This window comes from Rhodococcus sp. no. 34 (assembly GCF_054589475.1).
The window spans coordinates 36,043-50,830 of the sequence record NZ_BAAILK010000038.1 but is presented as its reverse complement, the minus strand read 5'-3'; the positions used below and the strand labels follow the sequence as shown (position 1 = coordinate 50,830).

The following is a 14,788-nucleotide window of genomic DNA, read 5'->3' as shown; positions in this document are numbered from 1 at the left end:
CCCGTCGATCAACGCTTCCGAGACGCGGGTCATGGCTCAGGCTGCGCACGGTGCCGCACCCGACATCGCCGGGAAGAATCGGGCGAACCCGACGGCACTGTTCCTCTCGAGCGCAATGATGCTCGACTGGCTCGGTGATGCGCGTGGCGATCGGTTGTTGTCTGCGGCAGCACGCCGGATTTCAGACGCGGTTCGCACGACCATCGCGTCGGGCATCGCGACCGCCGACCTCGGCGGTTTGGCATCGACCAGCGAATTTTCCGAAGTCGTGTACGCACACACTCTGCGTCGCTGATTCTTGTACGACAGGCCGGAATCTTGCGAAGTCGGCGACGGTGGAACTCCTGCCGTAACCTACCGTTCGACTGAATTTCGGATGGACGTTGCAAGTGCGGCGATCGACGAGTGGAGAGCAGAGTCGTGGTCGATGAAAACGCACGGGCACCAAGGCCACGTGGCGTGAGTTATGGCTCGAGCAGTGGCGGGCGTATCCGCGCCAACGTGGTGCGAGTCCTGTTGGTGGGCTTGATCGTCGCATTGTGCGGCGGATGTGTCACCAACAACGAGGGTCTCGTTCCGGAAGGGCCGCCACTTGATGTCCAGAAGGTGCCCGAGATCGCCGCACTTCTGCCGTCCAAGGTCACGGATTCGGGCAAACTGCAGGTCGGGGTCAACATTCCTTACGCGCCAAACGAATTCAAGGACGCGGACGGCAACATCGTCGGTTTCGACGTCGACCTGATGAATGCCGTTGCCGCCGTGCTCGGGGTCGAAGCTGTCTTCAACCAAGCCGACTTCGACAAGATCATCCCCGCTATTCAGTCGGGAAGCTACGACCTCGGCATGTCTTCGTTCACCGACTCCAAGGAGCGCGAGAAGACGGTCGACTTCGTCACGTACTACAGCGCGGGTATCCAGTGGGCCCAGCGGCCGGACAAGCCAGTCGATCCGAACAATGCGTGCGGGCTTCGGGTGGCGGTGCAGACCACGACCACCGAGGACATCGACGAGGTGCCCGCCAAGAGCGAGGCCTGCGTGGCCGAGGGCAAACCCCCGATCGACAAGATCAAGTACGACAGCCAGGACGACGCGGCCAACGCGCTCATTCTCGGTCGAGTCGACGCGCTGTCCGCTGATTCACCAGTGACCGGCTATGCGATCAAACGGAGCAAGGGCCGGATGGAAGCTGCGGGAGAACCCTTCGATTCGGCGCCTTACGGCTGGCCGATCGTGAAGGGCTCCGCCCTCGGTCCCGCCCTGCAGCAGGCAATGCAGTACCTGATCGACAACGGTGTCTATCAACAGATCGCGCAGACCTGGAGTGTCGAGGCCGGCGTCATCGAAGTATCCAAGATCAACGGCGCGGAAAGCTGATGAACATGACAACAACTGAGACCGGCGATCCGGTGCCGATCAAGGCAATTCCACTACGCAGACCTGGTCGTTGGATTGCCGCGGTCGTCGTCGTGGTCCTCTTCGGACTGTTCGTTTACGGCGCGGCGACCAACGAAGCCTTTGCATGGGGGACTTACGGTCAGTATCTGTTCGACAAACGCATCTCCGCTGGTGCGTGGACAACGATCCAGCTGACGGTGCTGGCAATGGTGATCGCGATCGTCCTCGGTGTGATTCTGGCAGTCATGCGACTCTCTCCCAACCCGGTGCTTCGCGCCGCGGCTTGGGGCTATCTGTGGATCTTTCGAGGAACACCTGTCTACGTGCAGTTGGTCTTCTGGGGCCTGTTCCCGTCGATTTACAAGAGCATCGATCTCGGTATTCCCTTCGTACATCAGTTTGCGCACATCAATCTCCAGGACTTGCAGGCAGCGTTTCTGTTTGCCGTGATCGGTTTGGCATTGAACGAGGCCGCCTACATGGCCGAGATCGTCCGCGCCGGCGTGAGTTCGGTCAACGAGGGCCAGACCGAAGCATCTGTTGCATTGGGTATGACGTGGAGTCAGACGATGCGACGAACCGTTCTACCGCAGGCGATGCGCGTCATCATTCCGCCGACCGGTAACGAGGTCATCAGCATGCTCAAGACCACCTCGCTCGTGACGGCGGTCCCTTACAGCTTCGAGTTGTACGGTCGAGCGCGCGATATCTCGGGCGCCAACTTCGAGCCGATTCCCCTGTTGATGGTGGCGGCGACGTGGTACCTCGCAATCACGAGTCTGCTCATGATCGGGCAGTACTACGTCGAGCGTCACTATTCGAAGGGCGCAACCCGAGCACTGACCACACGCCAACTTCAGGCACTGGCCGACGCGCAAGGAAAAGCTACGGTAGTGGAAACGCTTCCGGATACCCCCGGAGGAGAACGCAAATGACACCCATGGTGAAAGCAGACCGAGTTTGTAAGAACTTCGGCGCATTGGAGGTCCTGAAAGGGATTTCGCTCGAAATCGACCCCGGTCAGGTCCTGTGTCTCGTCGGGCCGTCCGGGTCGGGCAAGTCGACGTTCTTGCGCTGCATCAATCACCTCGAGCAGGTCAACGCCGGCCGACTGTACGTCGACGGCGACCTGGTGGGCTACTCGGAGAAGAACGGAAAACTGTACGAACTTCACCCGCGAGCAGCGGCCAAACAACGCCGCGACATCGGGATGGTGTTTCAGCACTTCAATCTGTTCCCGCACCGCACCGCTCTCGAGAACATCATCGAAGCGCCGACGCAGGTGAAGCGCGTCAGTAAGAAGAAGGCTGTCGAACGAGCGAAGGACCTCCTCGATCAGGTCGGGTTGAGCGCCAAAGCCAACGCCTACCCGGCCCAGTTGTCGGGTGGTCAGCAGCAAAGAGTTGCCATCGCCCGCGCTCTCGCGATGGACCCGAAGCTCATGCTGTTCGACGAGCCGACGTCCGCGCTCGACCCCGAACTGGTCGGTGAAGTTCTCACCGTGATGAAGCAGTTGGCCAAAGAAGGCATGACGATGGTGGTCGTCACCCACGAGATGGGTTTCGCCCGCGAGGTCGCCGACCAGTTGGTCTTCATGGACGGGGGAGTTGTGGTCGAGGCAGGCGAGCCGCGGGAACTCCTGGCCAATCCTCAGCACGACCGGACCAAGGCTTTTCTGTCGAAGCTGCTGTAGCCGTCAGGGTTTGACGGCGCTGAAAATTGCAGTGCCCGGAAAGAGTTGGCCGCGTAGGGGACTCCACTGTCCCCATTCGCGGTCCAACCACTCCGGCCATTCGGGCTCGATGATGTCGCGCACCTGAAGTCCGGCCGCGACGATCTCACGAACCCGGTCGCCGATGGTGCGGTGATGCTCGACGTAGGTGGGGACTCCGTTGTCATCGACCTCGACATACGGGGTGCGGTCGAAGTAGGGGAGGGTCGCGGTCAAGCCTTTCGGCCCGGGATCGTCGGGGAAGATCCATCGAATCGGATGGTTGACGGCAAAGACCCACGATCCGCCGGGACGGAGAACCCGGGCGACCTCGTTCATCACTCGCTGCGAATCGGCAACGAACGGGACGGCGCCGAACGCGGAACAGACGATGTCGAAACTCCCGTCGGCAAACGGCAGGAGTTCCGCACTTGCCTGAATCAACGGGACTGCCGGCCCGCCGGCACTCATCGCGTCCTGCCCGCGGGCGAGCATCCCCATCGAGATGTCGAGACCGACGGCCCGAGCACCGTGTCCGGCGAGCCATCGGGCACACGGCGCCGAGCCGCAACCCACTTCCAATATGTCTTTGTCGACTATGTCGCCGAGCAAGTGGTGATCGCCCTCGTGCAGCCCTTCGGGGCACCAGACGAATTCACCTTCCGCGCTGTTCACGCCCAGAAACTCGCCGTGGGTTCGGTGGTAATCGTCGGCGTCGGCGTCCCACCACGCACGGCTGGCGCGGTCGCTGGCACTCGAATCGACACGGACTCGGCCGACGCCGCTGGTACCGAGAATGGAATTGGCAGCGGCATGGCGCTCGTCAGACATGAACAACACAGTAGAACGGGTGATGCGGGCGCAGGGTACCCGGGTTTGCCCGGCAAGATAGCCGACGCGTAGTCTTACTCACGCGAGTGTCTGTCATCCGACCGATTGTCTATACGAGATCTTTACCAAGGTCTCGGAATCAGTCGGACCGAGGGAGCTCGCGGTGCGCTTCCGCGGTGTGGAATGTGATCCGGTATTCGGTTGTTCGTTATTGATGCAGCTGGGTACTTCGATCTAGTACTTCACAAAGTACTTCCAACATTTGTACGCCACAGTTGCGCATCTCGTCCGACAAAATCCATCAACCGACCACAACTCGTCCGGAGCAATTCAACATATGCCCTCCACAACCGTCACCTCGCCGCAGGTTGCCATTAACGACATTGGCTCCGCCGAGGACTTCCTCGCCGCCATCGATGCCACGATCAAGTACTTCAACGATGGCGACATCGTCGAAGGAACCATCGTCAAGGTCGACCGCGACGAGGTTCTGCTCGACATCGGTTACAAGACCGAAGGCGTCATCCCTTCTCGTGAGCTCTCCATCAAGCACGACGTCGACCCCAATGAGGTCGTCTCCGTGGGAGATGCGGTCGAGGCTCTCGTCCTCACCAAGGAGGACAAAGAAGGTCGACTGATCCTGTCGAAGAAGCGCGCTCAGTACGAGCGTGCCTGGGGCACCATCGAGGAGCTCAAGGAGAAGGACGAGGCCGTCAAGGGCACCGTCATCGAGGTCGTCAAGGGCGGCCTCATCCTTGACATCGGTCTTCGTGGCTTCCTCCCCGCTTCGCTCGTCGAAATGCGTCGCGTCCGCGACCTCCAGCCGTACGTCGGCAAGGAGATCGAGGCCAAGATCATCGAGCTCGACAAGAACCGCAACAACGTGGTCCTGTCGCGCCGCGCATGGCTCGAGCAGACTCAGTCCGAGGTTCGCAGCGAATTCCTGCACCAGCTCCAGAAGGGCCAGGTCCGCAAGGGCGTCGTGTCCTCCATCGTCAACTTCGGTGCATTCGTGGACCTGGGCGGCGTAGACGGTCTGGTTCACGTTTCCGAGCTGTCTTGGAAGCACATCGATCACCCGTCCGAGGTTGTCGAGGTCGGCACCGAGGTCACCGTCGAGGTTCTCGACGTCGACCTGGACCGCGAGCGCGTCTCCCTGTCGCTCAAGGCAACGCAGGAAGATCCGTGGCGTCAGTTCGCCCGCACGCACGCCATCGGCCAGATCGTGCCCGGCAAGGTCACGAAGCTGGTTCCGTTCGGTGCATTCGTGCGCGTCGAAGAGGGAATCGAAGGCCTCGTTCACATCTCGGAGCTCGCTGAGCGCCACGTCGAGGTTCCGGACCAGGTTGTCGGCGTCGGCGACGATGCACTCGTCAAGGTCATCGACATCGACCTCGAGCGTCGTCGTATCTCGCTGTCGCTGAAGCAGGCCAACGAGGATTACAACGCCGAGTTCGATCCGTCCAAGTACGGCATGGCCGACTCGTACGACGAGCAGGGCAACTACATCTTCCCCGAGGGCTTCGATCCCGAGACCAACGAATGGCTCGAGGGCTTCGACAAGCAGCGTGAAGAGTGGGAGAACCGCTACGCCGAGGCTGAGCGTCGCCACAAGATGCACACCGCTCAGATGGAGAAGACCGCTGCAGACGAGGCCGCTGAGGCTGCCACCGCTGCTGCCGGCTACTCCTCGGAGACGGCTGCTGCAGACGACGCCGAGGCTCCGGCTGCTGCCGGCTCCGCTCCGGCCGAGTCCGCTGGCGGATCGCTTGCCAGCGATGCACAGCTCGCCGCACTTCGCGAGAAGCTGTCGGGCAACGCATAAGGATTACCGCTTGATCTGATCAGGCGAGATCTGTGAAGAACCCCGCCCCTGCACGTGCAGGGGCGGGGTTCTTCTCTCTGCCAGGTGTCACTTGCGAGCGAAGAATCAATTAAGTGAGTGAACACAAAAATGACCGGCACCGAAGGGTTGCCGGTCATTTTGTACTTCGTGAAGAGAACTCAGTTTGCGGGAGCAGGCACCCAGTAGGTGGCGGTCGCTTCGGCTGTGCGCTTACGCATCGACGCGAAGCTGTGTCGGCCTTGGCTCACGAGCATCGTGAACCACGTACGACGGTGCTCTGCCAGGGCAAAAGCAACTTCGGGAAACTCTATGCAGTGCACGCCGTTCGGCATTCCGAGGCGGTGCTGACCGTGATGGTCGCGATCTGCTCGCATGGCGTCCACTTTCTCGAGAAGGTGCAGGTACAGGTGCGTTCGCTAGAACATAACCGCACGGTCACCGAAATTGTGGTATTTGAGCCTCGAACGCCCCGGCGTGTTCGATCAGTAGGCGTGTCTGAATCTCTCGGGCGCGGAGATGAGAGACTGTCGAGTGTGTTGAGAGTTGGCCTCACTGGAGGCATCGGAGCCGGTAAGTCGACAGTGTCGAAAATCCTCAGCGAACTGGGAGCCGTCATCGTCGACGCCGACCTGATCGCCCGAGAAGTGGTCGAGCCCGGTACTCCGGGACTTGCCGCTCTGGTCGATGCATTCGGCGTCGGGATTCTGTCCGAGGACGGCAGCCTCAACCGACCCGCGCTGGCGTCGTTGGCGTTTGCCGACGACACGTCACGCGGAACTCTCAACGGCATCCTCCACCCACTGATCGGTGCGCGGACGATGGAGCAGATTTCGTCTGCGCCGTCGGATGCAGTGCTCGTTCAAGATATTCCGCTGTTGGTCGAGGGGTCGATGGCGCCGGCATTCAATCTGGTCGTCATCGTCTACGTCGACGAGGAGGAACGAGTTCGACGCTTGGTGGGCTCGCGCGGCATGCCTGAATCCGACGCTCGTGCGCGCATCGCAGCGCAGGCAAATGACGATCAGCGTCGTGCTGTTGCCGACGTGTGGCTCGACAACAGCGGAGAGCCGGGTTCACTCGACGACGTGGTCCGCGACTTGTGGGCGAATCGACTTGTTCCCTTCGAGAAGAACCTCCGCGAGGGCACGGTAGTGCGCGCACTGCCCGAGCTGACTCCAGCCGACCCGTCGTGGCCGGCGCAGGCCGAACGAATCATCGGCCGGTTGTCGTTGGCGTCCGGTGACCGCGCGCGCCGTATCGATCACATCGGATCGACCGCAGTGCCTGGTCTCGATGCCAAGGACGTGATCGACATTCAGATCACTGTCGAGCACCTCGGCGTTGCCGACGACCTCGCGGAAGATCTGGCCGCTGCCGGGTTCCCCCGGATCGAGCACATCGTCGCCGACGACCCGAAACCGTCGTACCTCGGTGGCGAGACCGATCCGGCGGTGTGGGCGAAGCGGATCCACGGGAGTGCCGATCCAGGGCGCCGCGCGAACATTCACATTCGGGTGGACGGTTGGCCCGGTCAGCAGTTCGCGATCCTGTTCCGCGACTGGCTTCGCGCCGATGCGTCGGCGCGTGCCGAATATGCCGAACTCAAGGTCAAGGCAGCCGAGAGTGCCGCCGGCATCGACGACTACGCCGCTGCGATCGACGCCTACCTGGGAGTCAAGACGCCGTGGTTCGACGCCGCTTTCCACCGGGCATGGGAGTGGGCCGAGAAATCAGGCTGGTCCCTCTAACCACTCAGCGCCACGTGACCGGCATGCCCACCGAGGTGAGCCAGGCGTCGAGATCGTGACCGTGGGCGGCGATGCCGTCGATAGCGCGGGCCGCGTTCAGCATCGCACGCTCTGACGTCTTCGGGTCGAGAATCCCGGCGGTGTTCGCCTCGAGCAATTCGTCGACGTCGAGCAATTCGACGCTGCGTCCGGTCTGCACGATCAGGTCGAGGTAGTGGTCCTCGGACGTCCAGACCTGGTCGCCGCGGATGAAGTCGCCGATGTCGACATAGAAATCCCAGTCTCGGATGTGTTCCGGGGTGAAGTGCAGGATCGACGCCCGAATTCCGAGTTCGGGAATGATCCAGGACTCCAGGTAGTGAAACCGGGGATGGTCGGCGTGGCGCGCCATGTACAGCCCCCACGGTTCTTCGCGGTAGTGCTCGACCGGGCGAACGAAGCCCTTGGGATCGACGTTGGTGCGAGCTGCGATGTCGAAGGTTTCGACCTTCGGCCGGTGAATGTGGGGACGTTCCTCGCTCATGGTCGAAGAACCTACCGCCGAACTGCATTTTCGGCTGAACGCGGACGAGCGGGCATTGTGTCGGTAGGTGCGCTTACCCTGGTTTCATGGCGTTTGCTTCCGAACATCCCGTGGTCGCGCATTCCGAGTTTCGGCCGGTTGGTGACATCGAGCGCTCAGACGCGCGCTTCGAGGTCGTCAGCCCGTACGAACCGGCAGGCGATCAGCCGGCAGCTATCGCCGAGCTGGAGAAACGGATCAACGAGGGGGAGAAGGACGTAGTCCTCCTCGGTGCGACCGGTACCGGTAAGTCGGCCACGACTGCGTGGTTGATCGAGAAGCTGCAGCGCCCGGCTCTGGTGATGGCTCCGAACAAGACTTTGGCGGCTCAGCTCGCGAACGAGCTTCGGGAAATGCTACCCAACAACGCGGTCGAGTACTTCGTCTCGTACTACGACTACTACCAACCCGAGGCGTACATCGCCCAGACGGACACCTACATCGAGAAGGATTCGTCCGTCAACGACGATGTCGAGCGGCTGCGCCACTCGGCGACGTCCAGCCTTCTGTCACGACGGGACGTGGTCGTGGTGGCATCGGTGTCGTGCATCTACGGCCTCGGTACACCGCAGTCGTACCTCGATCGCTCGATTCAGCTGGACGTCGGTGTGGAGGTACCGCGGGATGCGTTCCTGCGTCTGCTCGTCGACGTTCAGTACAACCGCAACGACATGGCGTTCACGCGAGGTTCGTTCCGCGTGCGCGGCGACACGGTCGAGATCATTCCGTCGTACGAAGAGCTGGCGGTCCGCATCGAATTCTTCGGTGACGAGATCGAGGCACTGTACTACCTCCATCCACTGACTGGTGACATCGTTCGCCAGGTCGACACGGTTCGTATCTTCCCGGCGACGCACTACGTCGCCGGCCCTGAACGCATGGAGCGTGCCGCCAAGGACATCGAGGCGGAACTCGAAGAGCGACTCGCCGAGCTCGAAGGCAAGGGCAAGCTCCTCGAGGCTCAGCGTCTGCGCATGCGTACGCAGTACGACCTCGAGATGATCAAACAGGTCGGATTCTGCTCCGGCATCGAGAACTACTCGCGCCACATCGACGGCCGTGGCCCTGGAACTGCCCCCGCAACCTTGATCGACTACTTCCCGGAAGATTTCCTTCTGGTCATCGACGAGTCGCACGTGACGGTTCCTCAGATCGGCGCCATGTACGAGGGCGATATGTCGCGCAAGCGAAACCTGGTCGAGTTCGGATTCCGGCTACCGTCGGCAACAGATAACCGCCCTCTGACTTGGGAAGAATTCAGTCAGCGGATCGGTCAGACCGTCTACTTGTCGGCGACACCAGGTAAGTACGAGTTGGGTCAGTCCGGCGGTGAGTTCGTCGAGCAGGTGATCCGCCCGACCGGATTGATCGATCCCGAGGTCATCGTCAAACCCACCAAGGGACAGATCGACGATCTCGTTCACGAAATCCGCGAGCGAGCGGAACGTGACGAGCGTGTGCTGGTTACGACGTTGACCAAGAAGATGTCGGAAGATCTGACCGATTACCTGCTCGAACTCGGTATTCGCGTCCGCTACCTGCACTCGGATATCGATACGCTCCGGCGAGTCGAGTTGCTCCGTCAGCTCCGCCTGGGGGAGTACGACGTGCTGGTCGGCATCAACCTCCTGCGTGAGGGACTCGACCTTCCCGAGGTGTCGCTGGTCGCGATTCTCGATGCCGACAAAGAAGGTTTCCTGCGTAGCTCCACCAGCCTCATTCAGACGATCGGCCGAGCGGCTCGAAATGTATCCGGTCAAGTGCACATGTATGCGGACAAGATCACCGCTTCCATGGCGCAGGCCATCGAGGAAACCGAGCGACGACGCGAGAAGCAGGTCGCCTACAACGAGAAGATGGGCGTCGACCCACAACCTCTACGCAAGAAGATCGCGGACATTCTCGATCAGGTGTACGAGGAGGCAGAGGACACTGCGGCGTCGGTGGACGTCGGTGGTTCGGGTCGCAATGCGACGCGTGGTCGGCGTGCGCAGGGTGAGGCCGGTCGTGCGGTCAGTGCGGGTGTGTACGAGGGGCGCGACACCAAATCGATGCCTCGGGCCGAATTGGCAGATCTGGTCAAGGAACTCACCGATCAGATGATGAACGCTGCACGCGACCTTCAGTTCGAGTTGGCTGGGCGATTGCGAGACGAAATCTCGGATTTGAAGAAGGAGCTTCGAGGAATGGACGCCGCGGGTCTCAAGTAGGTCGCCTCGCGTGCGTTCGTGCTTTCGACCGCTACGGTTTCAGGTATGGATGCACAGACTGCAGGCAAGACCGCGCGGACTCTCGAACTTCTCCATTCCTTGGCTTACTTCGTCCCGGAGACGGAGAAGGAACTTGTCGGCGTCGGGTTGGAGCCTGGCCGAATGGTGTACTTTGCAGGGCGATCAGCTCCGCTCGGCGCTCCACCCGCGACTGTCGTCACGGCCACCTTCTTCAACTTCAATCCTGAATTGATCGCCAGTGTCATCCCACGTGCCTGGGAATTGGCAAGGCCCACAGAGGTTGTCGCCGCGCGGTATCGGGCAATCGACGCGGCGTACGTCCGCCTGCTCGGTGCAGACGTGACAGGTTCGGCGGACATGGCCGAGGCCGCCGAACTCGTGTCGATTGCTGCCCAGAACATTCCTGGAGTGGACGGCCGCCCTCTGTACGCGGGTTGGGCGTCGCTCGACTGGCCGGCCGAGCCGCACCTGCGTTTCTGGCACGCGCTGACACTGCTGCGTGAGTATCGCGGTGACGGCCACATTGCGGCCCTTCAGACCGCGGGATTGAACGGCCTGGACGCGTTGATCACGCACACCGCGACGGGAATCGGGTTTCAGCGCAAATTCGCACAGACTCGCCGCGGATGGTCGCAGGATCAGTGGGACGAGGCCGTCGAGAGTTTGAAGGATCGCGAACTGCTCGATCGTTCGTCCGGCGCGCTGACCGAGGACGGGCAGGACTTGCGTGACGTCGTCGAAGACCTGACGGACGACCTCGCTTTGGCTCCGTGGGATGCGCTGGGTGAGGAGGGTGCCAAGCGGTTGCTGGAATTGGCGACGCCGTGGCGTACCGCCCTGGTCGAGCAGGAAGTATTTCCGGCGGCGCTGTTCGGGCCCCGCTTCGGCAAACTTCGCTGAGTGGTCACCACCGAACAAATGTGTCTGTGACGAAGAATCACATTCACTGTGGGCTTGTGGCGTGTACTGCAAATAACACTATCCGCGGCACAATCCCGCTAATGTCAGCGCAGCGGTTGTCGAGCGGGCGCAACAGCGTTGCGCCCGGTGCCGGCCGTACCGTCCGTCCCGTAACCATGGAGGAATGAATGAGTGCCTACCGGACCGTTGTCGTAGGAACCGATGGCTCCGAGTCGTCACTGAAGGCAGTCGACAGAGCTGCCGCCATTGCCAGTGGCTCGGACGCTCAGCTCGTCATCGCGTGTGCGTACTACCCGGCTGATCCCAAGGACGTGAGCGCTGCCGCTGATGCGTTGGGTAACGAGGCCTACCAGGTCACCGGTTCCGCTCCGACCTACGAGATCCTTCGCACCGCTCGTGAGCGCGCACATGCCCAGGGGGCAAAGGATGTTGTCGAGCGCGCCGTCGTCGGCGCTCCCGTCGAATCGCTTCTCGCTTTGCTCGACGAGGTGAAGGGCGACTTGCTGGTCGTCGGAAATCGCGGATTGAACACGTTGACCGGGCGTCTACTCGGATCGGTGCCTTCCGATGCCGCTCGCAAGGCGACGTCCGATGTCCTGATCGTGCACACCGTTCGCTGAACTACCGGCAGTAGTCGGCCTCGGCCGCATCGACGAACACTTCAGCCAGCTGATCGGCGCTGGGGGGTGTTGTCGATGCGGCCGAGCCGTTTCCGGAGGTGACCATTGGTTCGCTTGCTCCGTTCAGCGATACCGCCCGCAGATTCGCGATGATCATCGCTCGATCCGTTCCGGCCGCGAGCTGCTGGCAGACGCCGTCACCGAGCGCCTGCAACATGTCGTCGGAAAAGGCGGGCGTGACCCCGGTAGACGCAAGCGCCGCCCGCAGCCTTTCTGCCTCGTCTACCGGTTTTTCGGTCGGTGCGGCAGCAACAGCAGCGATGTCGTCGCTGCCTGCAGCAGCCGTCGAACTCGAATCATCCTCTGAGCAACCGGCTGTCACTGCCGCAAGCATCCCGACGCCGATCACCACGCGAGCGATCTTGCGGATGGGTGCGGCGGAACTTGCGGGCAGGCCAAGCACGAGGGGTCATTCCTTCAGTCGTCGACACAAATTGGAGTGACACCACCATTCGTGGTGTCACGCACGAACCTACTCCGTGATGCTCACGAATCGAAGGCCAACTCTGCTGCTTCGACGCCGTCGAGAACCGCGGGGAGCGACTCGACGTGAATGATGCCGAGCCTCTGGGTAGCGCGGGTCAATGCGACGTAGAGGTCGTTCATTCCGCGTGGTGACTCGTCGAGAATGTCGGCTGGTTCGACGATCAACACGGTGTCGAACTCGAGTCCCTTGACGTCCTTGACGGACAGGACGCTTACGGTGTCACTCGCAATGCCCGCCAGATCGGCAACGACCTCGGAACCGGCGATCACTGCGGTGATACCGGGATGCGACTCGGACTCGATGCAACGGCGCACGGTCGATTCCAATTCTTCGGCCGTGGTCTTGAGTGCCCACGGCGCGAATCCGCTGTCGCGTACCGACCGGGGCACGGATTGCTCCGGGTCGATCTCTTCGAGTACACGGTGCGCGACATCCATGATCTCCGAAGGAGTTCGGTAGTTGACGGTCAGTTCGGTGAGCTTCCAGCGCTTGGCGACGTAAGGCTCGAGAATCTTCTGCCAGGACGAGGTTCCAGCCGGATCCCCGGTCTGGGCTGTATCGCCGACCAACGTCATCCAGCGATTCGGTATGCGCCGCATCAGCATTCGCCACGCCATTTCGGAGAGCTCTTGGGCTTCGTCGACGATCACGTGACCGTAGGTCCACGTCCGGTCGCCGGCAGCGCGTTCCGCCGTCGTCTGACGCTGACCTTGATCGTGGCGCTGGGCGAGTTGGCTGGCGTCGATCAAGTCGTACGCCATCAAGATCTCGGGATCCATCTCGTCCTCGAGATCCTGTGGTGCAGAGCCGGTGAGGATGTCGAGGGCGCCCTGGGCATCGGCGATCTGCGCGCGCCATTCACGTTGTGCGCGTTCGCGTTCGGCGGCGTCGTCGACACCGAGAATCTCGGCCAGTTCGTCGAGCAGGGGAGCATCGGCCGCACTGAAACCCGGTCCGACGCTCTGCAGAAGCTCGTCGCGTTGGGCGTCGTCGAGTTGCGGCGCTGCCTTGGCCAACCTCGCCGGCGACGTCCACAGTTCCGCCAGGATTTGCTGCGGCGACAATTCGGGCCAGAGCTTCGCGATGGCGGACATGATGTCAGGGTCCTCACGCATCTCGTCGCGAATGTCGGCGATGTCGTCCCGACTGAGGAGTGACCCACCGTCGACGAGGTTTCCGCCGATGAGTTCGGCCATCTGCAGTGCCAACGCCTCGATGACTGCTGCCACGAAGATCGGGCGCGCCAGGTTGTGTGGGCGACGCGACGACCGAGCACGCCCGCGCGCCTTCGTGACAGTCTTTCGATCCAGCTTCAAGTCGTACGTGTCGAATCGAAGGGTAATCGGCTTCGACGGAACTTCCTGCCGATCCCGGACGGCGTTCTTGAGCACGTCGAGGATCGCGAGGGAACCCTTGATCTCACCGGCGGCGAGGGAATCCGTACGAGTCGCACGCACTCCGGGATACAGGTCCCCGATCGTCGAGAGCAGAACTCCGGTCTCGCCGAGTGAAGGAAGGACCTGGCTGATGTAGTCGAGGAACGTCGCGTTCGGCCCGATGATGAGAACACCGGCCTTGGCCAGTTGCTGACGGTAGGTGTAGAGCAAGAAGGCGGCACGGTGAAGGGCGACTGCGGTTTTACCGGTACCCGGACCGCCCTGGACGACCAAAACGCTCTTGTGCTCGGAGCGGATGATGGCATCCTGCTCACTCTGAATGGTCTCGACGATGTCGTTCATCTGACCCGTACGCGCTGCGTTCAGAGCGTCCAGGAGAGCGCTCTCACCGGCGACGCCGCCGGCTTCGGTCACCACGCCCGCGGCGCGGGCTGCGTCGAGGTCCAGATATTCGTCGTTGATGCCGGTGACGGTGCGGCTCCGACTGCGAATATGGCGTCGCCGCTTCACGCCCTCAGGTGCCGCGGGCGTCGCCAGATAGAACGGGCGTGCCATCGGAGCTCGCCAGTCGAGGAGCAGCGTTTCGTAGTCGTTGTCGGTGTCCAGGATTCCCAGTCGGCCGACGTAGCGTCGCTCGTCGTCGAAGTCGATGCGTCCGAAACACATTCCGTTCTCGGCTGCGTCGTACTTGGCGAGATCCTCGGTGTACATGGCGTTGAAGGATTCGCGTTCACTGCGTGCTTGCGGGGTTCCGCCGGTCTCGAGGAGGACCGTGCTCAAGCGAGTTTGGGCATACTTTCGAAGATCGTCGAGACGGGAGTACAACATCGTCACGTACTGCTGCTCGAGCTCTTGCTCGTTCAGTGACGGGTCCGCGTCGGGCAAAGGATCTCCTAGGCTTGATGAGAAATTCACGCGCTGCAAAAGCGCCAAGACAGTCTAGTTCCCCCAGATGAACTGCCGCATAGATACAGGTCAG

Annotated in this window: 14 protein-coding genes; 9 read left to right on the top strand and 5 right to left on the bottom strand. The window is 61.8% G+C overall.

Annotated features, from left to right (window positions below; genetic code table 11):
* The 4 genes from ACYP01_RS17110 to ACYP01_RS17095 all read left to right on the top strand — a co-directional run.
* Positions 1 to 295: isocitrate/isopropylmalate family dehydrogenase (locus tag ACYP01_RS17110; RefSeq protein ID WP_459681396.1), on the top strand; the 295-nt coding region annotated here is incomplete at its 5' end.
* Positions 296 to 501: 206 nt separating this feature from the next.
* Entirely contained in the window at positions 502 to 1,374 is an 873-nt protein-coding gene (locus ACYP01_RS17105) for an ABC transporter substrate-binding protein (protein ID WP_024487476.1), read from the top strand.
* Positions 1,374 to 2,330, top strand: a complete 957-nt coding sequence (locus ACYP01_RS17100; protein WP_019748635.1) for an amino acid ABC transporter permease — start codon at positions 1,374 to 1,376, stop codon at positions 2,328 to 2,330. Before ACYP01_RS17105 ends, ACYP01_RS17100 begins: the two co-directional genes overlap by 1 nt.
* The gene (locus ACYP01_RS17095; RefSeq protein WP_019748634.1) at positions 2,327 to 3,088 is read left to right on the top strand and encodes an amino acid ABC transporter ATP-binding protein; all 762 of its coding nucleotides are present in this window, start codon (positions 2,327 to 2,329) and stop codon (positions 3,086 to 3,088) included. The genes ACYP01_RS17100 and ACYP01_RS17095 overlap by 4 nt, the downstream gene beginning before the upstream one ends.
* A gap of 3 nt (positions 3,089 to 3,091) precedes the next feature.
* Here the strand turns inward: ACYP01_RS17095 and ACYP01_RS17090 are convergent, their stop codons facing one another.
* Positions 3,092 to 3,937 carry a class I SAM-dependent methyltransferase gene (locus tag ACYP01_RS17090; protein ID WP_459681393.1) on the bottom strand — a complete coding sequence of 282 codons (846 nt, stop codon included), beginning with the start codon at positions 3,935 to 3,937 and terminating at the stop codon, positions 3,092 to 3,094.
* Between the two features lie 337 nt (positions 3,938 to 4,274).
* Here ACYP01_RS17090 and rpsA point away from each other — a divergent pair, with 337 nt between their 5' ends.
* Positions 4,275 to 5,762 carry a 30S ribosomal protein S1 gene (gene rpsA, locus ACYP01_RS17085; protein WP_003944095.1) on the top strand — a complete coding sequence of 496 codons (1,488 nt, stop codon included), beginning with the start codon at positions 4,275 to 4,277 and terminating at the stop codon, positions 5,760 to 5,762.
* A gap of 179 nt (positions 5,763 to 5,941) precedes the next feature.
* Here the strand turns inward: rpsA and ACYP01_RS17080 are convergent, their stop codons facing one another.
* Complete coding sequence (locus ACYP01_RS17080) at positions 5,942 to 6,157, bottom strand: hypothetical protein (RefSeq protein WP_003944056.1); 216 nt, start codon at positions 6,155 to 6,157, stop codon at positions 5,942 to 5,944.
* 159 nt (positions 6,158 to 6,316) lie between these two features.
* On the opposite strand from ACYP01_RS17080, the gene coaE reads away from it, so the two are divergent.
* A complete protein-coding gene (coaE, locus tag ACYP01_RS17075; RefSeq protein WP_459681390.1) occupies positions 6,317 to 7,531 on the top strand; it encodes a dephospho-CoA kinase in 1,215 nt (404 codons plus the stop codon).
* 4 nt (positions 7,532 to 7,535) lie between these two features.
* Here the strand turns inward: coaE and ACYP01_RS17070 are convergent, their stop codons facing one another.
* Entirely contained in the window at positions 7,536 to 8,054 is a 519-nt protein-coding gene (locus ACYP01_RS17070) for a ribonuclease FAU-1 family protein (RefSeq protein ID WP_054187412.1), read from the bottom strand.
* Between the two features lie 86 nt (positions 8,055 to 8,140).
* Between ACYP01_RS17070 and uvrB the strand changes: the two genes are divergently transcribed.
* The 3 genes from uvrB to ACYP01_RS17055 all read left to right on the top strand — a co-directional run bounded on the left by uvrB (position 8,141) and on the right by ACYP01_RS17055 (position 11,865).
* Entirely contained in the window at positions 8,141 to 10,303 is a 2,163-nt protein-coding gene (gene uvrB / locus ACYP01_RS17065) for an excinuclease ABC subunit UvrB (protein ID WP_007728743.1), read from the top strand.
* A gap of 45 nt (positions 10,304 to 10,348) precedes the next feature.
* Positions 10,349 to 11,224 (top strand): SCO6745 family protein, encoded by an 876-nt coding sequence (locus tag ACYP01_RS17060; protein WP_459681387.1) that lies wholly within the window; start codon positions 10,349 to 10,351, stop codon positions 11,222 to 11,224.
* A 188-nt stretch (positions 11,225 to 11,412) separates the two neighbouring features.
* Entirely contained in the window at positions 11,413 to 11,865 is a 453-nt protein-coding gene (locus ACYP01_RS17055; protein WP_003944055.1) for a universal stress protein, read from the top strand.
* Position 11,866: 1 nt separating this feature from the next.
* Here the strand turns inward: ACYP01_RS17055 and ACYP01_RS17050 are convergent, their stop codons facing one another.
* Together ACYP01_RS17050 and ACYP01_RS17045 are read right to left on the bottom strand one after the other, a co-directional pair.
* Entirely contained in the window at positions 11,867 to 12,328 is a 462-nt protein-coding gene (locus tag ACYP01_RS17050) for a DUF732 domain-containing protein (protein ID WP_003944104.1), read from the bottom strand.
* Between the two features lie 83 nt (positions 12,329 to 12,411).
* A complete protein-coding gene (locus tag ACYP01_RS17045; RefSeq protein ID WP_003944077.1) occupies positions 12,412 to 14,694 on the bottom strand; it encodes a HelD family protein in 2,283 nt (760 codons plus the stop codon).
* Positions 14,695 to 14,788: the final 94 nt, after the last annotated feature.